Origin of the sequence: Klebsiella sp. CD33 (assembly GCF_051992865.1) — a bacterium.
Taxonomy (GTDB): Bacteria; Pseudomonadota; Gammaproteobacteria; order Enterobacterales; family Enterobacteriaceae; genus Klebsiella; species Klebsiella pneumoniae.
In genome coordinates this window covers 1650449-1676743 of sequence record NZ_CP197023.1, presented here as the reverse complement: position 1 = coordinate 1676743, position 26295 = coordinate 1650449, and the positions used below count along the sequence as shown (strand labels likewise).

At 57.3% G+C, this 26295-nt stretch carries 20 protein-coding genes and 1 pseudogene; 7 read left to right on the top strand and 14 right to left on the bottom strand.

Annotation, left to right across the window (positions count from 1 at the left end; all coding sequences use genetic code 11):
* Positions 1-211: 211 nt before the first annotated feature.
* The 5 genes and pseudogenes from ACR809_RS08355 to dusC form a co-directional block, all read right to left on the bottom strand.
* Entirely contained in the window at positions 212-1606 is a 1395-nt protein-coding gene (locus tag ACR809_RS08355; protein ID WP_015958733.1) for a glycoside hydrolase family 1 protein, read from the bottom strand.
* Positions 1607-1621: 15 nt separating this feature from the next.
* Positions 1622-3596, bottom strand: a pseudogene (gene bglF / locus ACR809_RS08350) (PTS beta-glucoside transporter subunit IIABC).
* Between the two features lie 30 nt (positions 3597-3626).
* Positions 3627-4460 carry a transcriptional antiterminator BglG gene (gene bglG / locus ACR809_RS08345; protein WP_002912842.1) on the bottom strand — a complete coding sequence of 278 codons (834 nt, stop codon included), beginning with the start codon at positions 4458-4460 and terminating at the stop codon, positions 3627-3629.
* A 155-nt stretch (positions 4461-4615) separates the two neighbouring features.
* Positions 4616-5980 (bottom strand): carbohydrate porin, encoded by a 1365-nt coding sequence (locus ACR809_RS08340; RefSeq protein WP_101970420.1) that lies wholly within the window; start codon positions 5978-5980, stop codon positions 4616-4618.
* 356 nt (positions 5981-6336) lie between these two features.
* A complete protein-coding gene (gene dusC / locus ACR809_RS08335; RefSeq protein ID WP_002912862.1) occupies positions 6337-7269 on the bottom strand; it encodes a tRNA dihydrouridine(16) synthase DusC in 933 nt (310 codons plus the stop codon).
* Between the two features lie 357 nt (positions 7270-7626).
* Here dusC and ACR809_RS08330 point away from each other — a divergent pair, with 357 nt between their 5' ends.
* From ACR809_RS08330 to sanA, 4 genes are all read left to right on the top strand, one after another.
* Positions 7627-8025, top strand: coding sequence for a CidA/LrgA family protein (locus ACR809_RS08330; RefSeq protein ID WP_002912865.1), 399 nt, complete (start codon positions 7627-7629; stop codon positions 8023-8025).
* Positions 8022-8717, top strand: coding sequence for a CidB/LrgB family autolysis modulator (locus ACR809_RS08325; RefSeq protein WP_002912867.1), 696 nt, complete (start codon positions 8022-8024; stop codon positions 8715-8717). Before ACR809_RS08330 ends, ACR809_RS08325 begins: the two co-directional genes overlap by 4 nt.
* A 127-nt stretch (positions 8718-8844) precedes the next feature.
* Complete coding sequence (gene cdd, locus ACR809_RS08320) at positions 8845-9729, top strand: cytidine deaminase (RefSeq protein WP_002912869.1); 885 nt, start codon at positions 8845-8847, stop codon at positions 9727-9729.
* A 275-nt stretch (positions 9730-10004) separates the two neighbouring features.
* Positions 10005-10721: an outer membrane permeability protein SanA gene (sanA, locus tag ACR809_RS08315; RefSeq protein WP_002912870.1), complete on the top strand. Its 717-nt coding sequence runs from the start codon at positions 10005-10007 to the stop codon at positions 10719-10721.
* Between the two features lie 70 nt (positions 10722-10791).
* Here sanA and mglC read toward each other — a convergent pair whose 3' ends face one another.
* The 6 genes from mglC to folE form a co-directional block, all read right to left on the bottom strand.
* Positions 10792-11802, bottom strand: coding sequence for a galactose/methyl galactoside ABC transporter permease MglC (gene mglC / locus ACR809_RS08310; protein ID WP_002912871.1), 1011 nt, complete (start codon positions 11800-11802; stop codon positions 10792-10794).
* A 15-nt stretch (positions 11803-11817) separates the two neighbouring features.
* A complete protein-coding gene (gene mglA, locus ACR809_RS08305) occupies positions 11818-13338 on the bottom strand; it encodes a galactose/methyl galactoside ABC transporter ATP-binding protein MglA (protein ID WP_101970419.1) in 1521 nt (506 codons plus the stop codon).
* A gap of 118 nt (positions 13339-13456) precedes the next feature.
* Positions 13457-14455 carry a galactose/glucose ABC transporter substrate-binding protein MglB gene (mglB, locus tag ACR809_RS08300; RefSeq protein WP_002912878.1) on the bottom strand — a complete coding sequence of 333 codons (999 nt, stop codon included), beginning with the start codon at positions 14453-14455 and terminating at the stop codon, positions 13457-13459.
* A gap of 296 nt (positions 14456-14751) precedes the next feature.
* Positions 14752-15774 carry an HTH-type transcriptional regulator GalS gene (gene galS, locus ACR809_RS08295; RefSeq protein WP_002912919.1) on the bottom strand — a complete coding sequence of 341 codons (1023 nt, stop codon included), beginning with the start codon at positions 15772-15774 and terminating at the stop codon, positions 14752-14754.
* A 155-nt stretch (positions 15775-15929) separates the two neighbouring features.
* Positions 15930-17087 carry a DUF418 domain-containing protein YeiB gene (gene yeiB, locus ACR809_RS08290; protein WP_004149106.1) on the bottom strand — a complete coding sequence of 386 codons (1158 nt, stop codon included), beginning with the start codon at positions 17085-17087 and terminating at the stop codon, positions 15930-15932.
* A 15-nt stretch (positions 17088-17102) separates the two neighbouring features.
* Positions 17103-17771 (bottom strand): GTP cyclohydrolase I FolE, encoded by a 669-nt coding sequence (gene folE / locus ACR809_RS08285; protein WP_002912924.1) that lies wholly within the window; start codon positions 17769-17771, stop codon positions 17103-17105.
* Between the two features lie 360 nt (positions 17772-18131).
* Here folE and fghA point away from each other — a divergent pair, with 360 nt between their 5' ends.
* A complete protein-coding gene (gene fghA / locus ACR809_RS08280; RefSeq protein ID WP_004151123.1) occupies positions 18132-18965 on the top strand; it encodes an S-formylglutathione hydrolase in 834 nt (277 codons plus the stop codon).
* A 70-nt stretch (positions 18966-19035) separates the two neighbouring features.
* Here fghA and cirA read toward each other — a convergent pair whose 3' ends face one another.
* From cirA to yieE, 3 genes are all read right to left on the bottom strand, one after another.
* A complete protein-coding gene (gene cirA, locus ACR809_RS08275; protein ID WP_002912926.1) occupies positions 19036-21009 on the bottom strand; it encodes a catecholate siderophore receptor CirA in 1974 nt (657 codons plus the stop codon).
* A 498-nt stretch (positions 21010-21507) separates the two neighbouring features.
* Complete coding sequence (locus tag ACR809_RS08270; RefSeq protein ID WP_002912929.1) at positions 21508-22977, bottom strand: amino acid permease; 1470 nt, start codon at positions 22975-22977, stop codon at positions 21508-21510.
* 178 nt (positions 22978-23155) lie between these two features.
* Positions 23156-24022, bottom strand: a complete 867-nt coding sequence (gene yieE, locus ACR809_RS08265) for a DNA-binding transcriptional regulator YeiE (protein ID WP_122051181.1) — start codon at positions 24020-24022, stop codon at positions 23156-23158.
* A gap of 265 nt (positions 24023-24287) precedes the next feature.
* On the opposite strand from yieE, the gene ACR809_RS08260 reads away from it, so the two are divergent.
* Positions 24288-25337 carry a YeiH family protein gene (locus ACR809_RS08260; RefSeq protein ID WP_002912935.1) on the top strand — a complete coding sequence of 350 codons (1050 nt, stop codon included), beginning with the start codon at positions 24288-24290 and terminating at the stop codon, positions 25335-25337.
* Positions 25338-25409: 72 nt separating this feature from the next.
* On the top strand, positions 25410-26264 hold the full coding sequence (gene nfo, locus ACR809_RS08255) for a deoxyribonuclease IV (RefSeq protein ID WP_002912937.1): 855 nt from the start codon (positions 25410-25412) through the stop codon (positions 26262-26264).
* Positions 26265-26295: the final 31 nt, after the last annotated feature.

Sequence of the window (26295 nt, the reverse complement as noted above, 5' to 3'; positions counted from 1 at the left end):
TTAGTAAAGCGTGTGACTAAATTATTAGTTTGCTAAAAATAAACAACCTTATCAATTCAAGGGATGAATATAAGCCGGCATCTTTTAACGAGCCGCACCTCTTTTCCACCCTGCCCGCTCTGGATGAAGAGAAAGAACCTCCGATGACCTTTTTACTGCGCGCGCGTAAACCGGCTAATCTCCCGCCCGGCGATGGCCGGGCGGGCATCCTTTAGGCTTTCAGGCTGGCGCCGCGGCTGGCAATCACCTCTTTATACCAGCCAAAGCTCTTCTTCTTACTGCGCGCCAGGGTGCCGGTACCGTCATCATGGCGGTCGACATAGATAAAGCCGTAGCGCTTCGACAGCTCCGCCTTTGAGGCGCTCACCAGGTCAATCGGTCCCCAGCTGGTAAAGCCCATCAGCTCAACGCCATCGTCAATGGCTTCCCGCGCCTGCACCAGGTGGTCGTTCAGGTAACTGATGCGGTAGTCATCGTTAATGCTGCCGTCGGCTTCCACCTTATCTTTGGCGCCCAGACCGTTTTCCACGATAAACAGCGGCTTCTGGTAGCGATCCCACAGCACGTTCAGCAGCGTGCGCAGGCCCAGCGGGTCTATCTGCCAGCCCCACTCCGAGCTCGCCAGGTGCGGGTTCGGCACCATGCTGAGAATATTGCCGCGCGCCTGCTGGTTCAGCGCCTCGTCGGCGGTGACGCAGCCGGTCATGTAGTAGCTGAAGGAGATAAAGTCGACGGTGGTTTTTAGCGCTTCACGATCGGCGTCGGTGATGGTGAGCGTGATGCCGTTGTCACGGAAATAGCGCTGCATATAGCCCGGGTACGCGCCGCGCGCCTGTACGTCGCCGAAGAACTGCCAGCTGCGGTTCTCCTGCAGCGTCTCGAACACATCCTCCGGTTTGCAGCTCAGGGGATACATCAGCCCGCCGAGCAGCATATTGCCGATTTTGCCCTCAGGCACCAGCTCATGACAGGCTTTGACCGCCAGCGCGCTGGCCACCAGCTGGTGGTGAATCGCCTGATACACCTCGCCTTTGCTGCTGCCGGCCGGCAGGCCGACGCCGGTCATCGGGGCATGCAGCGACATATTGATTTCGTTAAAGGTCAGCCACAGTTTGACCTTATTTTTATAGCGGCTGAACACCGTCCGGGCGTAGCGCTCAAAGAAGCCAATCACCTCCCGGCTGCCCCAGCCGCCGTAGTTTTTTACCAGCGCCCATGGCATTTCATAATGCGACAGCGTCACCAGCGGGGTGATGCTGTGCTTCGCCATCTCGTCGAACAGCTTGTCGTAGAACGCGAGGCCAGCTTCGTTCGGCTCGGCGTCGTCGCCGTTGGGGTAGATGCGGGTCCAGGCGATGGAGACTCGCAGGCAGTTAAAGCCCATCTCGGCAAACAGGGCAATATCTTCCGGATAGCGATGGTAAAAATCGATCGCCACATCTTTTATGCCGCTGTCGCCGGGTACGCGCTCGACCACTTCGCCGAAAACGCCGTGCGGCTGCACATCGGAGGTGGATAAGCCTTTGCCATCTTCCAGATAAGCACCTTCCACCTGATTGGCCGCGGTCGCGCCGCCCCATAAAAAATCCGTCGGGAATGTTTTCATCTTTTTCTCCTGTGATTAATGGCTGACTGACAACAGCGGCTGACCGGCTTCGACGGTGCTGGACGCCACCGTATCAATCTCCCGGTATTCGTCGCTGTTGCTGATAATGATCGGGGTCGCCAGGTCGTAGCCGGCGTCCAGAATCGCCTGGCGATCAAACTCAATCAGCAGATCGCCGGCCTGTACCCTGTCGCCCTCTTTCACATGCGCGGTAAAGGGCACGCCGTCGAGTTTGACCGTGTCGATGCCGACGTGGATCAGCAGCTCAATGCCGCTGTCGCTTTGCAGGCCGATGGCGTGTTTAGTCTGAAACAGGGAGGCCACTTCGCCCGGGAACGGGGCAATCACTTGGCCCACCGCCGGGATAATGGCGACACCTTTACCCAGCAGGCCGCTGGCGAAGGTGCTATCCGGCACCTGCTCGAGGGCGATAACGCTGCCGCTCATCGGCGCCAGAATATCGTTTGCCGAGGCCGGGGCTACCGTCACGGCGCCTGGTGCGGCGCTGGCGCGCGGCAGGCCGGCGAAGAAGGTCAGCACGCAGGCGAGCACGAAAGCCACGCCGGTGCCGATAAGCCCGCCCCAGACGCTGGCGTCAATCCCGCCGGGCGGGATCATTTGCGCCGGGAAAAAGATGTTTGGCAGGCCAAACGAGTAGGCATAACTGTTGCTAAAAGCAGTGATCGCCCCGCCAATCGCCCCGGCGACACAGCCGAAGATAAACGGACGGCGCAGCGGCAGAGTCAGGCCATAGATAGCCGGCTCGGTGATGCCGAACAGCCCGGCGGAGAAGGCGGAACCGGCCAGCACCCGCTGGCGCGCATCGCGGGTGGCGAGGAAAATACCGAGCACGGCGCCCACCTGGGCAATCACCGCCGGGAGGATAATAGGCAGCATGGAGTCGTGACCAAGCACCGTCATGTTATTGATCATCAATGGCACCAGCCCCCAGTGCAGGCCGAAAATAACGCACACCTGCCACATGGCGCCCAGTACCGCGCCCGCCAGCCATGGGGCAAACGCATAAATGAACTGGTAGCCGTTGGCCAGCAGATGGCTCAGCCAGGTGGCGACCGGACCAATCACCAGGAAGGTGAGCGGGACCACCACCGCCAGGCAGATCGCCGGGCTGAAGAAGTTTTTCATCGATGACGGCAACAGCGCATTGCTCTTGCGCTCCAGCCAGCAGCAGACCCATGAGGCGAGAATAATCGGGATCACTGACGAGCTGTAGTTGATAAAGGTCACCGGAATGCCGAGAAAGTGCTCCACCGCCGCGCCCGGCGCCTGGCTGGCCTCAAAGGCCTGAATCATCAGCGGGTGGGTTAACGCCCCGCCAATCACCATCGAGATAAACGGGTTGCCGCCAAACTTCTTCCCGGCGGTATAGCCAAGAAACAGCGGGAAGAAAAAGAACAGCGCGTCGCTGGCGGCAAACCAGATTTTATAAGTCCCCTGCTCCGGCGTAAGCCAGCCGCAGGTCACCGCCAGCGCCAGCAGGCCTTTCAGCAGACCGGTTGCCGCCATCACGCCGATAAACGGTGTAAAGATGCCGGAGATGATGTCGATAAGCTGGCTTAACACCGATCCTTTGGCCGCTTTTTCCTCGGCAACCGGTTCGCTGTCATCGCTCAACCCCGCCTCCTGGCGCACCGCCAGCCAGACGTCGTGAACGTGGTTGCCAATCACCACCTGAAACTGGCCGCCGCTCTCCACCACCATAATCACGCCCGGATTGGCCTTCAGCCCTTCGGCATCGGCTTTGCCGTTATCCTTCAGTTTAAAACGCAGACGTGTCGCACAGTGAACCAGACTCACAATGTTCTCTTTGCCGCCGACGCGGTTGAGAATATCCTGCGCGAGTGCTTTATATTCCATGCTCTTTTCCTTACTGCCGCTGCCCGCAGACAACCGGCGACTGAGTAGTAAAAAATAAAAAAACCCGAGAACCACGCCGGTGGGCGTCGCGCTCAGGTTTTGCCTGCATCATGCAGTAACAATCCAGTTTTGTTGGGGAGAATTAACGCCCCTCTTTTCTTACCCGTTCGATATGAATGGCAAGAAACATAATTTCTTCGGTGGTCAGCGACCGCTGATACTGCTTTTGCAGATGCGTCGCCACCGTTTCCGCACACTTCCACGCTTTGGCGTAGTTATCTTTCACCGCGCTGTGCAGCGAGACGTCGTCATCTTCCACCACCGTGCGCGTCAGCATCCGCTGGGCGAAAAACTTCAGGTGGGTGACGAAACGCTGATAGCTCAGCGACTCTTCATCGTAGTTAAGCTGCAGCTGATACTTCACCAGCTGCAGGATCTCCTGCATCACCCGGGTCACGTGCATGACCTCCGGCATTTCGCTGTTAAGCTGCGCCGTCACCAGATGCAGGGCGATAAATCCGGCTTCATCCTCCGCCAGCTCCACGCCGAGCCTTTTAGCAATGATGGCCCTTGCCTCCTGGCCCAGCGCGAACTCCTTCGGATACAGCCGCTTAATCTCCCACAGCAGCACGTTACGCAGTGCGATGCCCTTTTTCTGCCGCTCGATAGCAAAATGACAGTGATCCGTTAACGTGATGTACAAACTTTCCTGTAACTTGCCCAGCCGTCCGCGTGCCAGGTCGATAATGCGATCGCAGGTGGTCATCACTTCTAACGGTATTTGACTGAGCAGCTCGCCTAAGCGGCCGACCAGCTCATCGCTTTGTAAGGCGAAAACTTTTTCAATTTTACTGTCGTCCAGCACGTCGCCCGGGCGTTTCTGAAAGGCCAGCCCTCGCCCCATCACCACCTGTTCGCGCCGGTGCTCGTCGAGAACCACCACCACATTGTTATTGAGTACTTTGGCGATTTGCATATAGACCCCAGAAACAAAAAAACCTGACCCCCGACGAAACGCCAGGTGATCAGGTTTTGCCTGCCGCAGCAGTTGCAATCCAACACCCGCACTGTAACAACTTCTGCTGCGCGCTCAACCTGACAAGTGAAAAAACGTGATTAAGATCGCGACTATCAGAAGGTCACGACGGTTTTCCACTCCACTACCCACGCGTCCTGGGTCTGCGCGACGCCGCCCGGACGGTGCCAGTACTGCAGGCCCGGCTGCAGCTCCAGCCAGGAGACCGGGCGCAAGCGATAATAGAGTTCACCGTTCAGCGAATGACCGGCCACCGGCTGGTAAGCCGGATCGTTATAGTCGGTGGCGCCGTTTATCTGATTCATATAGCGCTGATTACGTGCGTAGTGGCTGCTCATGTCGATCCACGTCAGGCCGAAGCCAATCCAGTCCTCCGGGCGGGCGTCAAACAGACCGCGGTAGCGCATGGAGGCGGCGACGGCGGAGTGGATATAGTTGCTGCGCTGGTCGCTGAGGCTGCCGCTCAGTGAGACGCTCATCCCCCGCAGCGGGTCGTCGGCGTGGCGGGTGATCTGCTGGTTCAGGCCGGCGTACATAAACCAGGTGCTGTCGTGCTCGGCGTAACCTTGCGGATCGGTCGCCCCGGCGCCGCCGGATTTACCGCTGTAGAGGTCGCTCTGCGGCGCGTTAGTCCAGACCACGCCAAGGTTATAGGCTCCCGGCAGGCCATTAATCAGCGGACGGGTTTCGATCTCCATCGGCAGTAAGATGCCTTTGCTACCCTTCGTCGACCAGCTCCACGCGTGGCTGCGCGCGGTAGCCTGCGGGTTTTGCTCCATCACTCCGCCTTTCAGGGTGACGGTCGGCGTCAGCTTGTACTCCAGGGTGGTGCCCCAGGTATGAATGTTCCAGTTATTCCAGGTCAGCGAGTTGGCCGATTTCCCACCGCACTGGGTCAGCAGCTGAAAATCGCAGGGTATGATCTGGTCGAAGGTTTGCACCTTGTTCATCATGCCGATGCGCCAGGTCAGGCGGCGGTCGTCAAAGCTGCGGGCAAAGGTCAACCAGCCAAGGCGGGTAATCGACCCGCCGCCCCAGCTCTCCTGCGATAGATCGTTGAAACTCACCCGCGGATCCTGCAGCCGTTTCGTGGTGAGGTTATCATCATGGTTGCGGTTGACGATATTGCCCTCAAGCCGCGCGTCCGGTATGCCGGTCCAGCGCTCCAGATCCTGGGTAAAGGTCAATGACACCTGGTCAATATAGGCCAGATGTTTATCATGGTTATAGCCGCCGCCGGCGTTGTAGGCCATCTCGTTAAGATAGCCGAGATTATAATGAAAGCCGTTTTCTTCAAGGATCGGACGAATGCCTAGCATATCGCCCAGCAGCCCTTGCTGCCCGGCTTCAAACCCCAGCGCGCTGCCGTTCCACGCCGGGATGTCCGCGGCGCTCACGGCAGGCGCCATGGCCGCCAGCATAGCGCCGATCAAAAGCTGATTTATTTTTTTGTTATGCATTGTGATATCCACCGTGACTGAATAAAAACAAAGGGGATCCCCAGGCTATTTATTTACCCGTTTTCTTTTTTTAAAAATGAATGGCAAAAAGCGTCCGTCGGTAATAAAACCGCGACAATGCCAGAGAAATCGTTATTCACATCTCATTGTTTTACATCATCATTTTATCCACCCTGAATTTTTACCAAAAAAAAACCTAAGCACTTTGCGCCACGAATGACGAAAGTGCTTAGGTTTTGCCTGAGTTCAGTAGCAATCCTGAATTGATTGACCGCACATTATCACTTTATTCAACCCATGCCTATCATCAATAGGCATGCAAGTAATAATATGTGAAGCGAATAACAGTATGGCGGTTAATAGCGGCCGATCGCCGCCGCTATTTCAGCAGACGTTTGCAGGGCGCGAATTTCATTAAACAGGGTCAGCGCCTCGGTATATTCCTTGCGTAAATAGCCTAACCACTGCTTAATTCTCGCCACATGATACAGACCGGTATCACCCTGCTTTTCCAGGCGGGTATATTTTTGCAACAGCTGGACCACCTGCGGCCACGGCATGCGCGGTTCATTGTATTTGATCACCCGGCTGAGGTTCGGCACATTGAGCGCCCCGCGGCCAATCATCACCGAATCGCAGCCGGTGACAGCCATACAATCCTGGGCGCTTTGCCAGTCCCAGATTTCACCGTTGGCGACCACCGGGATAGTCAGGCGCTGGCGGATCTCGCCGATCGCCTGCCAGTTGATGCGTTCGGCTTTGTAGCCATCTTCTTTGGTACGGCCGTGAACCACCAGTTCGCTGGCCCCCGCCTGCTGCACCGCGTCGGCGATTTCAAAGCGCCGTTCACCGCTGTCCCAGCCAAGACGAACTTTCACCGTCACCGGCAGATGCTCGGGAACCGCCTCTCGCATGGCTTTCGCGCCGCGATAGATCAACTCTGGATCTTTCAGCAGCGTTGCCCCGCCGCCGCTGCCGTTTACCAGCTTCGACGGACAGCCGCAGTTTAAATCCACCCCCCATGAACCCAGCGCCACCGCGCGGGCGGCATTTTCCGCCAGCCACTCGGGATATTGTCCCAGCAGCTGGACGCGCACGCGGGTTCCGGACGGCGTGCGGCTCTGGTGATGCAGTTCCGGGCATAGCCTGTAGAACGATTTTACCGGCAGCAGTTGATCCACCACGCGCAGAAATTCGGTGATGCAGAGATCGTAATCGTTAACCTCGGTCAGCAGCTCGCGCACCAGCGAATCGAGCACGCCTTCCATCGGCGCCAGTAGAACACGCATATCGTTACCCGGAAAAAAAAGAGGCGCTATGGTAGCGCCTCCGGGCGCTGGTTGAAAGCGCTCAATGCGTCGGACCAGACGCACGCCGTTCCCCGCACGCTCGATGCGGCAAAGCGGCGAGATAATCTCTATGCTTTACAGGGGTCTGTGGCGTCCCATTCGCCTTTATTTGCCGCGCCTCATCCAGCAAGGTAGCGTGGGGAGCGATCCCGCCTGAGCCGCAATGTGTCGGGCCCTGACGGGTGAGACTATGGTTCCCGTAAGCTATCAGCGCTATGCATAGAATTCATGATGTGATCGGTAGCACATTTTAGGGATTAATTGTATGATGAATGCACTTCATCAAGGGTTATTACCATGAGTAAATCGCTGACTATTATCTGGCAGTACCTGCGGGCTTTCGTCCTGATTTACGCCTGCCTGTACGCCGGAATTTTTATCGCCGGGCTGCTGCCTATCACTATCCCCGGCAGCATCATCGGCATGCTGATCCTCTTCGTGCTGCTGGCGCTGCAAATTATGCCGCCGCAATGGGTCAACCCCGGCTGCAATATCCTGATCCGCTATATGGCGCTGCTGTTCGTGCCGATCGGCGTTGGGGTGATGCAGTACTGGGATCTGCTGCGCGCCCAGCTGGGGCCTGTCGTTATCTCCTGCGCCATCAGTACGCTGGTGGTGTTTGTAGTGGTGAGCTGGAGCTCCCATTTGGTGCATGGCGAACGTAAAGTGATTGGCCAAAAAGGAAAAGAAGAATGATGCATGAAATCTGGTGGTCGCTACCGCTAACCCTGATCGTCTTTTTTCTCGCCCGCAAACTGGCGGCCCGCTTTAAGTTCCCGCTGCTCAACCCGCTGCTGGTGGCGATGGTGGTGATTATTCCATTTCTTCTGCTGACCGGGATCTCCTATGAGCGTTATTTTGCCGGCAGCAAAGTCCTGAACGATCTACTGCAGCCGGCGGTAGTGGCCCTTGCGTTCCCGCTGTATGAACAGCTGCACCAGATCCGCGCCCGCTGGAAATCTATCATTACCATCTGCTTTATCGGCAGCTGCGTGGCGATGATCACCGGCACCACCGTCGCTCTGCTGATGGGCGCCACGCCGCAAATCGCCGCCTCTATTCTGCCTAAGTCAGTCACTACGCCGATTGCTATGGCGGTTAGCGGCAGCATCGGCGGCATTCCGGCCATCAGCGCCGTGTGCGTAATTTTTGTCGGCATCCTCGGCGCGGTATTTGGGCATACGTTGCTTAACCTGATGCGCATTCGCACCAAAGCGTCGCGCGGCCTGTCAATGGGCACCGCCTCGCACGCCCTCGGCACCGCCCGCTGCGCCGAGCTGGACTATCAGGAAGGCGCGTTTAGCTCACTGGCGCTGGTGCTGTGCGGGATCATCACCTCGTTGATGGCGCCGTTCTTATTTCCGCTGATCCTCGCAGTGGTAGGTTAATCGTGATTTAAATCACATTTTTTAATGCAACAAATCAGAGTTGCATAAAGAATGAGATATTCATCACATATGGAACCGCTGGCCGCCCGTACACTGGCTTCCCATTACACTGTTATGAGGCAACGCTATGCACTCACGTTTTCAAGCTGCTTTGACGACTCTGGCAGCAGATCTGCAGGCGGCCATCGCCCCGATGCTCGCCGACCCGCATTTCCCGGCGCTGCTCGAAGCCGATCAGGTGGCGACGCTGCAGCATGCGACAGGTCTGGACGAAGACGCGCTGGCTTTTGCGCTACTGCCGCTTGCCGCTGCCTGCGCGCGCCCCGACCTTTCTCATTTTAACGTCGGGGCTATCGCCCGCGGCGTCAGCGGCCGCTGGTACTTTGGCGGCAATATGGAGTTTCTCGGCGCTACCATGCAGCAGACCGTTCACGCGGAACAGAGCGCCATCAGCCACGCCTGGCTGCGCGGCGAGACCTCCCTGCGCGCTATCACGGTGAACTACACGCCGTGCGGTCATTGCCGTCAGTTTATGAACGAACTGAACAGCGGGCTGGCGCTGCGCATTCATCTGCCGGGTCGCGAAGCGCATGCCCTGGAGCACTATCTGCCGGACGCCTTTGGCCCGAAAGACCTCGAGATCAAAACCCTGCTGATGGATGAACAGGACCATGGCTTCCCGGTCAGCGGCGATGCCCTAACCCAGGCAGCTATTCAGGCCGCCAACCGCTGCCATGCGCCCTATAGCCACTCGCCTTCCGGCGTGGCGCTGGAGCTGAAAGACGGTACCATTTTCAGCGGTAGCTATGCGGAAAACGCAGCGTTCAACCCGACGCTGCCGCCGCTGCAGGGGGCGCTGAATCTCCTGAGCCTCAACGGCTATGATTATCCCGCTATCCAGCGGGCAATCCTGGCGGAGAAAGCCGACGCGGCGCTGATCCAGTGGGATGCCACCGTCGCCACCCTGAAGGCGCTGGGCTGCCACAATATTGAGCGCGTCCTGTTAGGTTGATCAGCCTGAGCAGATTGCCGGACGGCGTCTTCGGCTTATCCGGCCGACTTTTTATACCGTTAGGTGTCGGGTGGCGCTACGCTTACCCGACCTACGGTTCGCGCCATGGCGACCTGAAGATCCCTATGCCGGGTGTCGGCTCACGCCTTACCCGGCCTGCGTTCGGCGATCTGTCTATATTGCTGAAAATCCCCGCAATCAAACGCGGGTTTCTTGCGCTTACCCGGCGGGTAAAGTAGCCTGAAGACTCCGTTGTCTATTATTGAGCCAAGTTCATGTTAAAGCGTGCGTTCTACAGCCTGTTAGTCCTGCTCGGCCTGCTGCTGTTGACCGTGCTGGGCCTTGACCGCTGGATGAGCTGGAAAACCGCGCCCTATATCTATGATGAACTGCAGGACCTGCCCTACCGTCAGGTCGGTGTGGTGCTGGGCACCGCCAAATATTACCGCACCGGCGTCATCAATCAGTATTACCGCTACCGCATCCAGGGTGCGCTGAACGCCTACAACAGCGGCAAGGTCAACTATCTCCTGCTGAGCGGCGATAATGCTCTGCAAAGCTACAATGAACCGATGACCATGCGTCGGGACCTGATTAAAGGCGGCGTCGATCCCGCGGATATCGTACTGGACTATGCCGGCTTCCGTACCCTCGACTCGATCGTCCGTACCCGGAAAGTGTTCGACACCAACGACTTCATTATCATCACCCAGCGCTTCCACTGCGAACGGGCGCTGTTTATCGCCCTGCATATGGGGATCCAGGCCCAGTGCTACGCGGTGCCGTCGCCGAAGGATATGTGGAGCGTGCGGCTGCGCGAGTTCGGCGCCCGCTTTGGCGCGCTGGCGGACCTCTATATCTTCAAACGGGAACCGCGCTTTCTCGGCCCTCTCATCCCGATTCCGGCGCAGCAGCATGACGTGCCGGATGACGCCCAGTCCTACCCGGCCGTCACCCCGGAGCAGCTGCTGGAGCTGCAGAAAGAAAAGTAGCCTCCATCAACGCATTCGTTTCAGATATAAAAAAACCCGCGCCAGGCGCGGGTTTTTGATGCGTTCAATCTTATTTCTTACGGGCGTATTTCAGGGAGTCCAGCGCCACGGCGAAGATAATAATCGCCCCCTTAATAATGTACTGCCAGTAAGGGTTGACGCCGATATAGGTCAGGCCGTAGTTGATGACGGTGAAGATAATCACCCCGGTCACCACGCCAAACACCGTCCCTACCCCGCCGCTGAACGATACGCCGCCCACCACACAGGCGGCGATGGCGTCCAGTTCATACATAAAGCCGAGGTTATTGGTCGCCGAACCGATACGTCCGGCTTCCAGCAGGCCGCCGAAGGCGTAGAACACGCCGGAGAGGGCATAGATCATCAGCAGGTTTAACGCTACGTTAACCCCGGAGACCTTAGCCGCTTCCGGGTTACCGCCGATAGCGAAAATGTTTTTGCCAAAGCGCGTCTTGTTCCACAGGATCCAGACAAAGAAGACGGCAATCAGCGCGTAGAAGGTAATGTAGGACAGGCGGAAGGAGCCCAGCGCCACAAACCCCTGCGCGAAATGGGAGAAGTGGCTGTCGAAGCCGGAGATCGGCGACGCGCCCACGAAGTCGTAGTACAGCGAGTTAATGCCGTAGACGATAATCATGGTGCCGAGAGTGGTAATAAACGGCGTCACGTTCAGGTAGGCAATGACGATCCCGTTAATCAGGCCGATGACCGCCCCGATGGCGCACACCAGCAGGATCACCAGCGGGATCGGCATGGTCGCCATATCCGGGAATACCTTATTGGCATTATCCACCGCCTGCAGCATGGTGGCGGCAATCACCGCCGCCAGACCCACCTGACGGCCGGCGGAGAGGTCGGTCCCCTGCGTGACGATAAGTCCGGCCACGCCGAGGGCAATAATAATACGCACCGAGGACTGGGTCAGAATATTACTCAGGTTGAGCAGACTTAAAAATGTCGGATCCTGGAAAATAATAATGGCCAGCAGGACCAGAAGGACAACATATATCCCACCCTCTTTCAGGTAAGTGAGAAAACTCTTTTTATTTAACGCACTCATGTGAAGCCCCTGATCTTAAAGGTGCAATGACGCAAGACGCAGTATTTCGTTTTGCGTAGTGGTTTTAGTCTCAACAATGCCCGCGACCAGGCCGTTGCTCATCACCAGAATGCGGTCGGTAATCCCCAGCAGTTCCGGCATTTCGGAAGAAATAATAATGATCCCTTTGTCTTTTTTAGCCAGTTCGGCAATCAGCTGATAGATTTCAAACTTGGCGCCGACGTCGATACCGCGCGTTGGCTCATCCAGCATCAGGATCTCCGGCTGGGTCAGCAGCCAGCGGCCTATAATGACCTTTTGCTGGTTACCACCGGAAAGCGAGCCAATCTGCGTATGCTGACCGGGGGTTTTGACGCGCATCGAGTCAATAACCCATTGGGTATCGCTCTTCATTCGCGAGTTATCCAGCAAGCCGACGCTGTTTTTATATTTCTTAATATTGGAGATCAGCGAGTTAAACCCGATATCCAGATAGGCGTAAATCCCGGTAGAGCGCCGCTCCTCGGTCACCAGCGCAAAACCGTGGTTTATCGCCTCGTTGGCGCTGTGGTTGTTGATCTTCTTTCCGTGCAGCGTGATGGTGCCGCTGGCCTTCTCACGGATGCCGAACAGGGTCTCCACGATGTCGGTGCGTTTAGCGCCCACCAGGCCGGCGATACCGAGAATTTCGCCCTTATGCAGGTCAAAGGAGACATCGCGAATGGAGGGCTGGCGCAGCGAGGTGAGATTGCGCACCTGGAGGATCACTTCGCCCGGGGTGTTTTCGCGATCCGGAAAACGCTGGTTAAGCGAACGCCCGACCATCATGGCGATGATCTTATCCATATCCAGCCCTTCCAGCGGCTGGGTGGCGATCCACTGGCCGTCGCGCAGGATGGTTATTTCATCGCACAACTGGAAAATTTCTTCCATTTTATGCGAGATATAGACGATACCGCAGCCGCGATCTTTCAGCTTACGGATGATCTTAAACAGATGGTTGACCTCTTTTTCCGTCAGCGATGACGTCGGCTCATCCATGATGACGATTTTGGCGTCATAGGAAAACGCCTTCGCGATCTCAATCATCTGCATCTGAGATACCGATAAGGTACCGACGCGGGCGCGCGGATCGATATCAATATCCAGCTCATCAAAAATGGCCTTGGTATCCCGGTACATTTTGTCCTGATCGACAAACATGCCTTTAGTTGGATAGCGCCCGAGCCACATGTTATCCATGACCGAACGCTGTAATACCAGGTTTAATTCCTGATGCACCATCGAAATACCGTTTTCCAGGGCTTCTTTCGCCGAATGGAAATCGATCTCTTTTCCCTGAAAAAGAATGCTACCGGAATCTTTTTGATAGATCCCAAAAAGGCATTTTAATAATGTCGATTTACCGGCGCCGTTCTCACCCATTAACGCATGAATGGAGTGCGGACGAACCTTCAGGTTGACATTATCAAGAGCCTTGACGCCAGGAAACGATTTGTTGATGTTGCTCATCTCCAACAAATATTCGCCTGACCGTTCGCTATTATAGCTGACCATAGTTATACCTGGCTGCGTTCATGCAAGCCCCGTCCGGCGCACTAGCGCCAGCAGGAGTCTGGTTCTGTATCAGGAATAATCGGGCGTGGATAACCCACGCCCGCAACTCACATCACGATTATTTGCCGGTAAACTGGCTCAGGTTGTCTTTATCGACGCCCACGTAGGGGACGCGAACAATCTTGTTGTCAATTTTCCAGTTGGTGCCTGCCGCGGCGTCTTTCCCGTCGGCAAGGTTTTTCGCCAGCTCGAAGGTCGCTTTCGCCTGGTTGTTGGCATCGTTCAGCACAGTACCGGCCATCGCGCCGGATTTCACCAGCGCCAGGGCTTCCGGCAGGGCATCAACGCCGAACACCGGAATGCTGCTCTTGTTGTGCGCTTTCAGCGCTTCAACCGCGCCCATCGCCATGGCGTCGTTGTTAGCGATCACCACTTCAATCTTGTTGGCATTCGGGCCGGAGAGCCAGGCGTCCATTTTGTCTTTCGCCTGGGCGGTATCCCACATCGCGGTATCCAGCTGCAGCTGCTGGGTCTTCAGACCTTTATCATTCAGCTCTTTAATAACGTAAGTGGTACGCGCTTCCGCATCCGGATGGCCCGGCTCGCCTTTCAGCAGGACGTACTGGATCTGACCGTCTTTATTCAGATCCCAGTTCGGGTTGGCTTTCCAGTGCTTGGCGATCAGATCGCCCTGAATAATCCCGGACTCTTTCGAGTCGGTACCGACGTAATAAGCCTTGTCATAACTATCCAGCGCTTTGCGGGAAGGCTCTTTGTTGAAGAACACCACCGGAATATTCTGCCCGCGCGCCTTTTCAATCACCGTACCTGCGGCGGCCGGGTCAACCAGGTTAATCGCCAGCGCCTTCACGCCTTTCGCCAGCAGCACGTCAATCTGATCGTTTTGTTTCGACTGGTCGTTCTGCGAATCATTCATCAATAGCTGGACGTCTGGCGCGGATTTGCCATCTTTTTCAATCGCCTTACGCACTACCGACATAAAGTTGTCGTCATATTTATAAATCGTCACGCCGATACGGGTATCTGCTGCGTGTGCGGCGGCGCCAAATAACAGACCAGCCATTACAGCAGACAGGGTAAACACCTTCTTATTCATGGAATCTCCGGTTTTATTATGCAGGGTCATTATTGTGAGAAAATGCAGGCGGGATTTGTTGCATTAGTGTTACCGCACAACGCATTTCACGACGAAAATTCGGTCTTCCGTGTCGGGTAACGCTCCAGAAAAATACGACTGTAAAACTCGTTTAACGCCTTGTTCCTACTAAATAAAGTGAGGAATATCCATCACCTCGTGGTTCAGACTGGTAAACGCTGCCATCATAATCAGGCGAATGTTAATATACTGTGAATTTACTCACAAATTGAAAGCGGTTACATCCCGCGATCGCGTCAGTTAGTGATCGGCCCCACAGTTTGCCGCTGGGCAACGGAATGACGGCGCACCAGCGTCGGCATAAAGCAGTGCGTTGCCTCGCGATCCAGCTTGCCGGCCGCCCCCAGCAGCGCCAGCTCGGTGGCCAGCTTTGCCATCGACATTACCGGATAGCGCACGGTGGTGAGCTGAGGATCGGTGTAACGGGAAATAGGAATATCATCAAAGCCAATCAGCGACAGATGCTGCGGCACGACAATGCCGTTGTCCTTCAGCGTCGTCAGCGCGCCGGCCGCCATGCTGTCGTTATAGGCAAACACCGCGGTGAGGCCGAGATTGCGCCCCAGCAGTTCGACCATCGCCGCTTCACCGCCCTGCATATCCGGGGAGCCGGAACCGATCCAGCTGTCCGGGGCGATGATGCCTTGCTCCTGCAGCGCTTTGCTCCACCCTTCCCGGCGCATATCGTCATCTTCAATGCCGTGGTTTGAGGAGAGATAGCCGATGCGCTGGTGACCATGATTGAGCAGCATACGGGTGGCCATCAGCGCGCCGCTGACGTTGTCGAGTCCGACGCAGCGATGGGCATACCCCGGCACGATGCGGTTGATCAGCACCATCCCCGGGATATGTTGCATAAAGTCGCTCAGTTCATCATCGCTCAGCGCTTTCGAATGGACGATCAGCGCCGAGCAGCGCTGACGGATCAGCACCTCGATGGCGTGACGCTCTTTTTCCGCCTCGTGATAGCTGTTGCCGATCAGCACATATTTCTGATGCTGCTGAGCAACGGTATCCACTGCTTTCACCAGCGCGCCGAAGAAGGCGTCGGAGACGTCCATCACCACCACGCCGATGGTATCGCTGACCTGGGTGGCCAGCGCCTGGGCGTTGGCGTTGGGCCGGTAGCCCAGTTGGGTCACCGCTTTCATCACCACGTCGCGCGTATCCGGACTCACCAGCGCGCTGTTATTCAGCACCCGCGACACGGTGGCCACGGAAACGCCCGCCTGGCGGGCGACATCACGAATGGTGATCATACTCAGCAACCTTAAGAGAATTACAGCACGTCACATTCACCTCCTGTGCTTAGCAAGGAGGCTATTCTGGCAGCGACCCGCGGTCCGCTGCGTGAGTGAGGTCACACGGCTGGAAACGTTTACATCCGTTTTGTTAATGATTGTGATCGAGATCGTTATCTGGATGTGTCTTTCAATGATGTGCCTGACGCACGCAGGGTTAACTGACGCCACAGCCATTCCACCGGCCCCTGGCGGAAGCGGCGCAGCCAGAGCGATGAGACAAGGAGGTTAACGGCCCAGATGGGGGGGACAAAGGCCAGCAGCTGCAGACGATCGAAGCGCATAAACAGCCCAAGATGATAAAACAGGGTGGTGCAGATCAGGGTCTGCAGCAGGTAGTTGGTCAGCGCCATGCGTCCGACGCAGGCGATAGCGCCCACCAGGCGGAAACGGCAGAGCTGTGGCCAGTAGCCCCAGGCCAGCGCGGCATAGCCGATAGCCTGCAGCGGGGCGCTAAGTTCGCGCGGCGCCTGCAGTAAAAACGCGCACCAGCGATAGTCCCAGGCCAGATACCACTGGGCGAATATTGCCGGCAGATTGACCGCCATGCCGGCCGCCACCAGCAGCGCGCCGGTACGCCGGTAGTGACGCAGGCTAAACTGCCCCTTCAGCCAGCCGCTGCGCATCAGCGCCGCGCCCATCAGCATCATCCCCGCCAGCTGCCAGCCATACTGCGCGCCCAGCGCCAGCAGATTGTCAGATAGCATATCCGCCCGGTTGCTGACCGCCTCCATGCCACCGTGCAGCTTCCAGTACTGCTCATACTGCAGGTTCGCCGCGTCCGGCGCCCACGAGCGATTCGCCGCGGTCCCGGAGATCATCCCCAACAGGACCAACACCGCAATGCCGGTGAGGTAGAGCACCACCCCGGTGTTGAACAGCGATTTGACATGGTGCGCCTCACGCACCATGCGCCAGCTCACCAGCCCCACCAGGGCATAGGCCAGCAGAATATCGCCATCCCAGAAAAAAAGACCGTGAATGAAACCGAGCAGCGCCAGCAGCGTCAGCCGCGACTGGATCCAGCGCTTCCCTCGCGGAAGCAATAGCTGAAGACCGGCGCCAAACAGCAGCGCGAACAGGGTGAGAAACTTCACCTGCGCCAGCAGGTCGAGGAGCGCCCAGGTCCAGGCATCGCTAAGGGACGCGCTTCCTGACCAGGCGGGATTGAGATAAGCGGCCTTCGGCAAGCCGAAGGCGCTGATATTGAGAAGCAGGATACCGAGGATGGCGACGCCGCGGACAAAGTCCAGCGTGACATTTCTCTCCATGCACCCTGCTCCGTTTTAGTTGTGGTGACGTACTGCGCGCAGGAATTCCTGGCGGGTATTCTGGCTGGATTTAAACAGGCCGCCGAGAGAGGTGGTGGTGGTGGCGCTGGTCGCGTCGCGAATGCCGCGCGCCTTCACGCAATAATGCACCGCGTCAATGGATACCGCCACGTTGTTGGTGCCGAGCAGCGTCTGCAGCGCGATCAGGATCTGCTGCGTCAGACGCTCCTGGACCTGCGGACGTTGGGCGAAGAACTGCACGATGCGGTTGATTTTCGACAGGCCGATCACCGAATCTTTCGGGATATAGGCTACCGTCGCTTTACCATCGATGGTAACGAAATGGTGTTCGCAGGTGCTGGTCAGGGTGATATCGCGCACGGTGACCATTTCATCGACCTTCATTTTGTTTTCAATGACGGTGATTTTCGGGAAGCGAGAATAATCCAGCCCGGAGAAGATCTCATCGACATACATTTTGGCGATGCGATGCGGGGTCTCCATCAGACTGTCATCACTCAGATCCAGATTCAGCAGTTGCATAATCTCGGTCATATGACCGGTAATCAAACGCTTGCGTGTTTCGTTATCAATTTCTTGTACTGGCGCACGCATCGGCGTCTCCAGCCCACGAGCGACCAGCGCTTCATGAACGAGGACGGCTTCTTTACTCAGTGATGACATTTATGTTTCTCCTGCAGGTGTGGCGCTCTTTGCTTTTTCTGGGGGCAAAGTTTGTATTCATTGTGCGTGAGGTGGCGCACAGAATCCAGTAGCCGTAACGATAATTATTGAAATTGGCGCTGCCTTTTATTAGGGAGCGAAGCCATGCCTCAGGCGCGACGCCAAATCCTTATCGCCGTATCCGGAATGTTCCAACCGCTGTACGCATTCATAAGCGCCGTCGCTACACCGGCATGTTGGCTATAAGTTGCATTAATGATGCAGTAAGTTCTCAAAAGGAGAAAGTGAAAGTTGCTCACCGGCTAATGAAATATCTGTATTATGAACGTTTACGCGCACATCCCTTCCGAGGAGCCTTGCATGGAACTGCTTGAAGAGCATCGCTGTTTTGACGGCCAGCAACAACGCTGGCGTCATCACTCCCCTGTCCTGAACTGCGCCATGACGTTCAGCATTTTTTTACCGCCTGAGCGCGAAACGCCGCCGCCGGTGCTGTACTGGCTGTCGGGGCTGACCTGTAACGATGAGAACTTTACCACCAAGGCGGGCGCCCAGCGCATTGCCGCCGAGCTGGGCATCGCGCTGGTGATGCCGGATACCAGCCCGCGCGGTGACGAGGCGGCCAACGACGACGGTTACGATCTCGGACAAGGCGCCGGCTTCTACCTGAACGCCACCGAGGCGCCCTGGGCGGCGCACTACCGAATGTACGATTACCTGCGTGACGAACTGCCCGCGCTTATTCGTAGCGAGTTTAGCGTCGGCGAACGCTGCGCCGTCAGCGGCCACTCGATGGGCGGCCACGGCGCGCTCATTATGGCGCTCAAAAATCCCGGCCGCTACGCCAGCGTCTCCGCCTTCGCGCCGATCGTCAATCCCTCCCAGGTCCCGTGGGGCAAGAAAGCGTTTACCGCCTATCTCGGCGCGGATGAATCGGCATGGCACTCCTGGGACAGCTGCGCGCTGATGCAGGCCAGCCGGCCGGAGGACGCCGTGCCGACGCTTATCGATCAGGGCGACAACGATCCATTCCTTGCCGGACAGCTGCAGCCGGCGGTACTGGCGGAGGTCGCGCGGCAGAAGGCCTGGCCGTTAACGCTGCGCATCCAGCCCGGTTACGACCACAGCTATTACTTCATTGCCTCGTTTATTGAAGACCATCTGCGCTTCCATGCGCAGCATCTCTTTGGCTAAACGCCAATGCGCCGCGAAGCTGCTTCGCGGCGCATGTTCAGGCCTACAGGACGCGTTTTAGCGCCGGCAATCAGAAGCGATAATCCACCGCCATAAAGTAGCGACGGCCTTCTTCGGTATAACTGTAGTCGTCCCGGCTCAGATCTTTATCACCCACGTTCTGCACCCCGGAGCGCAGTTTCACGTTTTTGGTCACCTGCCATGCCGCGCCAACGTCAAACAGGGTGTAGCCGCCCGGCGTTTTGCCGGTGGCGCTCACCGCGCGCTGCTGGCCGGTATAGTTGGCCGTCACGTAAAAGGACCAGTCGTCCAGCGGTTTCCAGTCGAGCGTGCCGTTGGCGGTATGGAACGGCAGCGTCTGCAGCGGTTTGTCGCCGCCATTGCTCAGATCGCGACCATCGTTGTAGGTGTAGTTCACCGTCAGCTTCCACTCATCGCCAAACGGGATCTTCACCTCCGTCTCCACCCCTTTGATGCGGGCTTTGTTGACGTTGAAATAGCGGAAGATCGGCACGCGCTTGCCGTTGACGGTTTTCCAGCCGACAAAGTTCGGGTAGCCCGGCGCTTCGCTGGCGCTGGAGGTGCGCAGAACGTCGATCATGTCGTCGACATTATTCTGGAAGGTGGTGATGCTGCCTTCGACATTTTCAAGCCAGCCCTCTTCCCCGCGGTAGTAGAGACCAAGCTCGAAGCTTTCGCTGGTTTCCGGTTTCAGATCCGGGTTACCGACGATGCTGCACGAGCCGCGACAGGAGTTGGTGGTCCAGTCGGGGTTAAGCTGCAGCAGCGACGGGGCTTTAAACGCCGTCGCCCAGCCGCCTTTGACGGTGACGGTATCGGTGGCGTTATACACCAGATAGGCGCGCGGGCTCCAGTGATCGCCATAGGTCTGATGGTCGTCCATACGAATGCCGGTGGTCAGCGCCAGCGGCTCGATGATGCGCCATTCGTCTTCGATAAACAGGGCGTACTGGCTGGCCGACGTCGACTGGCCGCCGCTGCTCAGGTTGACCGGATCTTTCAGTTTGTCGTGGCGCCATTCGCCGCCGAAGGTCACCAGCTGGTTAATCATGCCCAGCGGCAGGACATACTTGCCGTCGATGGCATTGCTTTCCGAGGTAATAGTCCCGCTCTGCCCTGGATTTTTGTTATCCACCTTTTCGCCGTAGAACTTGAGCTCGCTATTGCCGATATCCCAGCGGCCGTTATGGCTCAGAGAGTAGTTCTCCCGCTCAAGGCGGTTGCGGTCAAGGGAATCGGAATCGCGATCCTGACGGTCAAAGCCGTAGCCTGCGGTAAAATCGTGGTTTTCGTTCGGCGTCCAGGCGAATTCAACATTGCCATCGCGGCTGGTGAAGCCCTCGATGCGCGGCGTCTCGCCGGTGGCATTACTGGATGACTGCGGATCGTCCTTGGCGCGTTTTGCCAGGCTGCCGTAGGCCTTCATTCCAAGTACGCCGTCGATCAGCGGGCCGCTGGTGAAGAACTGGCCGTTATAGGTATCCCCGCGATCGCGGTGCTCCTGAATAGTGGTATCAGCACTCAGCGTCCCGGTCCATTTCTGGCCGATTTTTTTGGTAATAATGTTGACCACCCCACCGAGCGCATCGGAGCCGTAGAGGGAGGACATCGGGCCGCGCACCACTTCGATACGCTCAATAGCATCCACCGGGATCCAGTTAAGGTCGAAGTCATTGTGGCGGAAGACGGCGTTCCGCGAGTTAACGCGCTTGCCGTCGACCAGGATCAGGGTATAGCTGCTGCTCAGACCGCGGATGCTAACGCCCTTGCGGTTATCCCCTTCGTTGGTGAGCTGGACCCCAGGCACATCGCGCAGCACGTCTTTCAGGTTCTGAACAGGCTTGCGTTGTAAATCCTGTTGGGTGATGACGCTGATGCTCGCCGGCGCGTCTTTGACATTCTGTTCAGTGGCCGAGGCGGTCACCACCAGCGTTTCTTCATTCACATCGGCCAGAGCCGGAAACGCCAACGATACGACGGACGCAGACAATCCCGCCCGGATAAAAGGGTTTAACCTGAACATTCCAAATCTCCATGAGGTGTACAACCAAACAAACAACAAGGTGCTGCTCACACGCGCTGGCGGCCTGTCGCTCTGTCGGCGGCATGCTCGCGCTGTTTTCTCGTCGATGTGGCTGGTCGCCCGATGTCAGTCTGACTCAATGGCAGAGACGGGGAGTGGCTTCATCCGTAATGGGCGAAAATGATAAAGATAATGATTACGATTATCAATATAATTATGAAGAATTGTGACAAGCTGTAACCGCACAAACATAAAAAAAGCCCTCTGTTCAGAGGGCTTGCGGGTGATGACAAATCTGTCTTCGTTATTGTGCTCACATGTCTGCCGGTTGGCGGCTTTCGCCTTACCCTGCCTACGAAACATCGCAATATCAATCAGTTACGCGGTTATCTGTAGGCCCGCGCAAGCGCAGCGCCGCCGGACAATCCCTGAAGATTGCACTTTGCCAGCAATATAAAGCCCTCTTCACAGAGGGCTTTTATCGCACAATCGCGAAGATTAACGCTTAAAGCGGTCCGGGAAGGTCATTTCGCTGTAGCGAACAAAGCGGGTGCCTTTCGCCAGTTTGTAACCAAACCAGATAACGAGGAACAGCGGAATACCAATGTAGGTCGCCGCCACGCCGCCCCAGTCAATAGTGTCCTTGAGGAACGCTTCGTAGTTCTGTCCGAGGGTGATGATCAGGCACAGCACGAAGGCGAAGATCGGCCCCAGCGGGAAGAACCCGGAACGATACGGCAGATTATTAATATCGTTACCCTGCAGGACGTAGCCGCGACGGAAACGATAGTGGCTGATCGCAATACCCAGCCAGGCGATAAAGCCCGTCATCCCGGAGGTGTTCAGCAGCCACAGGTACACCGTCTGGTTGCCAAACATGGAAGTCAGGAAGCACAGCGCCGCGATCACGGTGGTCGCGTACAGCGCGTTACGCGGCACGCCGCCACGCGACAGCTTCGAGAAAATACGCGGCGCTTTACCGTCGCAGGCCAGGGTGTACAGCATACGCGTGGAGGCGTACATCCCGGAGTTACCCGCCGACAGCACGGCAGTCAGGATAACGGCGTTCATGATTGCCGCCGCCGACAGCAAACCAGCATGCTGGAACACCAGGGTGAACGGGCTGACGGAGATATCCTTCACATCGTTGCGCAGCAGACTCGGATCGGTATACGGAATGATCAGGCTGATAATCAGGATCGCGAAGACGTAAAACAGCAGGATACGCCAGAAGACCTGGCGCACCGCGCGCGGAATGTTCTTCTCCGGATTTTCAGATTCACCGGCAGCGATGCCGATAAGCTCGGTGCCCTGGAACGAGAAGCCGACAATCATCGCCACGCCAATCATCGCCGAGAAACCGCCGGCGAACGGCGCATCCGCGATCCCCCAGTTGCTCCAGCCGGCTGGCTGCGCCCCTTTGAAGATGCCGACAATCATCATCACGCCGACGATGATAAAGATAATGACGGTGGCCACTTTTATCAGCGAGAACCAGTATTCCGCCTCGCCAAAGCCGCGCACCGAGATCCAGTTCAGCAGGAACATGATGCCGAGGAACAAGGCGCTCCAGATCCAGCCCGGAGTGTCAGGGAACCAGTAGCTCATCACCAGCTGTGAGGCCACGAGGTCAACGGCGATCGTCACCGCCCAGTTGTACCAGTAGTTCCAGCCCAGCGCGAAGCCGAAGCCTTCTTCAACATAATTCTGCCCGTAGGTGGCGAAGGAACCGGATACCGGCATAAACGCCGCCAGCTCGCCGAGGCTGGTCATCAGGAAATAGACCATCAAACCGATCAGAATATAAGACAGCAGCGCCCCGCCGGGACCTGCTTGCGAAATGGTTGCGCCAGAGGCAACAAAAAGACCCGTACCGATGGAACCGCCGATGGCGATCATGGTCAAGTGGCGCGCCTTCAGTTCACGACGTAGCGTGGGCGCTTCTGTGGTTTTAGTTTCCGAAACCATGTGATAATGCTATCCATCCAAAAAATGAGGCGCGATTGTAGCAGACGATCGGGGTTCCATCCGGTACAAATGCAAAGTTATAAGAGAGCTTCATGATCGCCCGCAAATTATTAGTAAAGCACTAACCTGCGGAATTGCCAGCGAATTCCCCCCGTAATCAGGCGATAAAACCGGGCTGCTACACCTGGCAATAGTGCAGAAAACGTTGTAATGCTTTAGAAATATGCTTCTGCCGGTGATGGATCCGCCACAGCGTGCGCGTCAGCCGGGGCAATGGCACTTTCAGCTCCGCCAGCGTGCCCGAGGCAAGCTGTTCGGCAATCACCCGCCGCGATAGACAGCTGATGCCCAGGCCATGCCTGACCGCGTGCTTGATCGCCTCTGAATTACCCAGCTCCATGCCCAGATGAAACGCCGGCAGATGCGACAGCAGAACGTAATCGACAATCTCCCGGGTGCCGGAGCCATGCTCGCGCAGGATCCACGGCGCCTCAGCCAGTTGCTGCAGGGTCACCTCCCCCGCCAGCAGCAGTGAGTTGGGCGCGGCAAACACCACCAGTTCATCCTCCAGCCACGGCTCGGCAATAATATCGGCGGCATGGCACGGCCCCTCAATCAGGCCGAAATCCACCCGCAGGTCGGCGACGGCGTTGATGACGTCCAGGCTGTTGCCGACGCTCAGCTCGACCGGCAGATCCGGGAAGTCATGACGATAGCGGGCAATAATCTCCGGCATAATATAGTTGCCGATGGTGCTGCTGGCGTAGACTCGGATCGCCCCGTTATCGCCGCGAAACAGCTGCTCGATCTCCAGGGCCCGCTCCAGCAGCGCCAGCGCACGCGGGTACAGCAGCCGTCCATGCTCATTCACCACCAGTCGTTTACCGACGCGGTCAAACAGCTGCACGCCGAGCTGCCCTTCCAGATCGGTCAGCGCGGCGCTGACCGCGGATTGCGAAAGCGCCAGCATCTGTGACGCCTGAGTGGTCGACCCACTCTTGTGGACTTCGGCGAACACTTCCAGCTGCCGCAGCGTAATATGCATAACCCACCCGTTTAGTAATCCAACCTGAATAACCTTCCTTACTATGGTGACACAAATCGAGGCGGCTGACGGAAGGAAAATCCGCTTATATCACAAAATCATCGTCTTGCCGGCGAGACCGCCCCGCTTCTGCCTAACCCGCTCTCGCCCCGTTGTAACCGGCGAAGCGGCCATTAACCACTTATTACGATTGATTATAAACATATAATCAATTTTATATTTAATCCCGCGCGGCGTAACCTTTAGGCAGACAAAGGAGAAGGTTATGACAGCACTCACTTTACCCACCAAACATCGTTCCCTGTGGCATTTTGTCCCAGGCCTGGCGCTGACCGCCGCTCTGACCGGCGCCGCCCTGTGGGCCGGTAGTTTCCCGGCCATCGCCGGCGCGGGCTTTAGCGCCCTGACCCTCGCTATCCTGTTCGGGATGGTCGTCGGCAACACGGTCTACCCGAAAATCTGGCAGCCCTGCGACGGCGGGGTGATCTTCGCCAAGCAGCATCTGCTGCGCCTGGGGATCATCCTCTACGGCTTTCGCCTGACGTTCGCCCAGATTGCCGACGTCGGCGTGAGCGGTATTTTGATTGACGTTCTGACGCTCTCCAGTACCTTTTTCATCGCCTGCTTCCTTGGCCAGAAAGTGTTTGGTCTCGATAAACACACCAGCTGGCTGATCGGCGCCGGCAGCAGCATCTGCGGCGCGGCGGCCGTGCTCGCCACCGAGCCGGTGGTCAAAGCCGAAGCCAGTAAAGTGACGGTTGCCGTCGCTACAGTGGTTATCTTCGGTACCATCGCCATCTTCCTCTACCCGGCGATGTACCCGCTGCTGGCGCACTGGTTTACCCCGGAGACCTACGGGATCTATATGGGCTCCACCATGCATGAAGTGGCGCAGGTTGTTGCCGCCGGCCATGCGGTCAGCCCGGACGCGGAGAACGCGGCGGTTATCGCCAAAATGCTGCGCGTCATGATGCTGGCTCCGTTCCTGCTGTTCCTGGCGGCGCGTGTTAAACAGCTGACCCCGGCAGGCAACGGCGAGAAAAGCAAAATCACCATTCCGTGGTTCGCCATTATGTTCATCCTGGTGGCGGTGTTTAACTCCTTCCATCTGCTGCCGAAAGCCGTGGTGGATATGCTGGTGACGCTGGATACCGTCCTGCTGGCGATGGCAATGGCCGCCCTCGGGGTCACCACCCACGTCAGCGCGCTGAAAAAAGCCGGGGCGAAACCGCTGCTGATGGCGCTGATGCTGTTCGTCTGGTTGATTGTCGGCGGCGGGGTCATTAACGTCGCTATCCACAGCCTGATGGCATAAAGCACTACATCTTTCTCCAGTTAAGCCGCTATCATTACCCACCCCCCAGCGGCTTTAACTGGAGTTTTTTTTATGAAATACGTAGGAGCGCACGTGAGCGCCTCAGGTGGACTGGCCAATGCCGCCATTCGCGCCGCCGAAATCGAAGCAACCGCCTTCGCCCTCTTCACCAAGAACCAGCGCCAGTGGCGCGCCGCGCCGCTCAGCGACGAGACCATCGCCGAATTCAAAGCCGCCTGTGAAAAGTATCACTTTGGCCCGGGGCAGATCCTGCCGCACGACAGCTACCTGATTAACCTTGGCCACCCGGTGGAAGAAGCGCTGGAAAAATCCCGTGATGCCTTCATTGATGAAATGACCCGCTGCCAGCAGCTGGGACTGACGCTGCTCAACTTCCACCCCGGCAGCCATCTGCAGCAGATCCCGGAGGAGGAGTGCCTGGCGCGCATCGCCGAATCGATCAATATCGCGCTGGCGAAGACCGAAGGCGTTACTGCGGTGATCGAAAACACCGCTGGCCAGGGCAGCAACCTCGGCTTTAAGTTCGAGCACCTCGCGGCCATCATCGACGGTGTGGAAGATAAATCCCGCGTCGGCGTCTGCATCGATACCTGCCATGCTTTCGCCGCCGGCTACGACCTGCGCAGCGCCGAAGCCTGCGAAAAAACCTTCGCCGCCTTCGAACGCATCGTCGGTTTTCAGTATCTGCGCGGCATGCATCTCAACGATGCCAAGAGCGCCTTCGGCAGCCGGGTCGACCGTCACCACAGCCTGGGGGAAGGCAACATCGGCCACGATTGCTTCAGCTGGATCATGCAGGACAGCCGCTTCGACGGCATTCCGCTGATTCTGGAAACCATCAACCCGGATATCTGGGCGGAAGAGATTGCCTGGCTGCGGGCGCAGCAGATTGCCGAAGTGGCGTAAATAGAGACAAAAAAGGGCCGAACAGTCGGCC

Coding starts and splice junctions, on each gene's coding strand:
- ACR809_RS08260 (WP_002912935.1), top strand. CDS start 24,288: ATGACAGCACTCACTTTACCCACCAAACATCGTTCCCTGTGGCATTTT.
- mglC (WP_002912871.1), bottom strand. CDS start 11,802: ATGAGTGCGTTAAATAAAAAGAGTTTTCTCACTTACCTGAAAGAGGGT.
- mglA (WP_101970419.1), bottom strand. CDS start 13,338: ATGGTCAGCTATAATAGCGAACGGTCAGGCGAATATTTGTTGGAGATG.
- bglG (WP_002912842.1), bottom strand. CDS start 4,460: ATGCAAATCGCCAAAGTACTCAATAACAATGTGGTGGTGGTTCTCGAC.
- ACR809_RS08355 (WP_015958733.1), bottom strand. CDS start 1,606: ATGAAAACATTCCCGACGGATTTTTTATGGGGCGGCGCGACCGCGGCC.
- nfo (WP_002912937.1), top strand. CDS start 25,410: ATGAAATACGTAGGAGCGCACGTGAGCGCCTCAGGTGGACTGGCCAAT.
- folE (WP_002912924.1), bottom strand. CDS start 17,771: ATGTCATCACTGAGTAAAGAAGCCGTCCTCGTTCATGAAGCGCTGGTC.
- fghA (WP_004151123.1), top strand. CDS start 18,132: ATGGAACTGCTTGAAGAGCATCGCTGTTTTGACGGCCAGCAACAACGC.
- ACR809_RS08325 (WP_002912867.1), top strand. CDS start 8,022: ATGATGCATGAAATCTGGTGGTCGCTACCGCTAACCCTGATCGTCTTT.
- ACR809_RS08340 (WP_101970420.1), bottom strand. CDS start 5,980: ATGCATAACAAAAAAATAAATCAGCTTTTGATCGGCGCTATGCTGGCG.
- galS (WP_002912919.1), bottom strand. CDS start 15,774: ATGATCACCATTCGTGATGTCGCCCGCCAGGCGGGCGTTTCCGTGGCC.
- ACR809_RS08270 (WP_002912929.1), bottom strand. CDS start 22,977: ATGGTTTCGGAAACTAAAACCACAGAAGCGCCCACGCTACGTCGTGAA.
- ACR809_RS08330 (WP_002912865.1), top strand. CDS start 7,627: ATGAGTAAATCGCTGACTATTATCTGGCAGTACCTGCGGGCTTTCGTC.
- cdd (WP_002912869.1), top strand. CDS start 8,845: ATGCACTCACGTTTTCAAGCTGCTTTGACGACTCTGGCAGCAGATCTG.
- dusC (WP_002912862.1), bottom strand. CDS start 7,269: ATGCGTGTTCTACTGGCGCCGATGGAAGGCGTGCTCGATTCGCTGGTG.
- sanA (WP_002912870.1), top strand. CDS start 10,005: ATGTTAAAGCGTGCGTTCTACAGCCTGTTAGTCCTGCTCGGCCTGCTG.
- yeiB (WP_004149106.1), bottom strand. CDS start 17,087: ATGGAGAGAAATGTCACGCTGGACTTTGTCCGCGGCGTCGCCATCCTC.
- mglB (WP_002912878.1), bottom strand. CDS start 14,455: ATGAATAAGAAGGTGTTTACCCTGTCTGCTGTAATGGCTGGTCTGTTA.
- yieE (WP_122051181.1), bottom strand. CDS start 24,022: ATGCATATTACGCTGCGGCAGCTGGAAGTGTTCGCCGAAGTCCACAAG.
- cirA (WP_002912926.1), bottom strand. CDS start 21,009: ATGTTCAGGTTAAACCCTTTTATCCGGGCGGGATTGTCTGCGTCCGTC.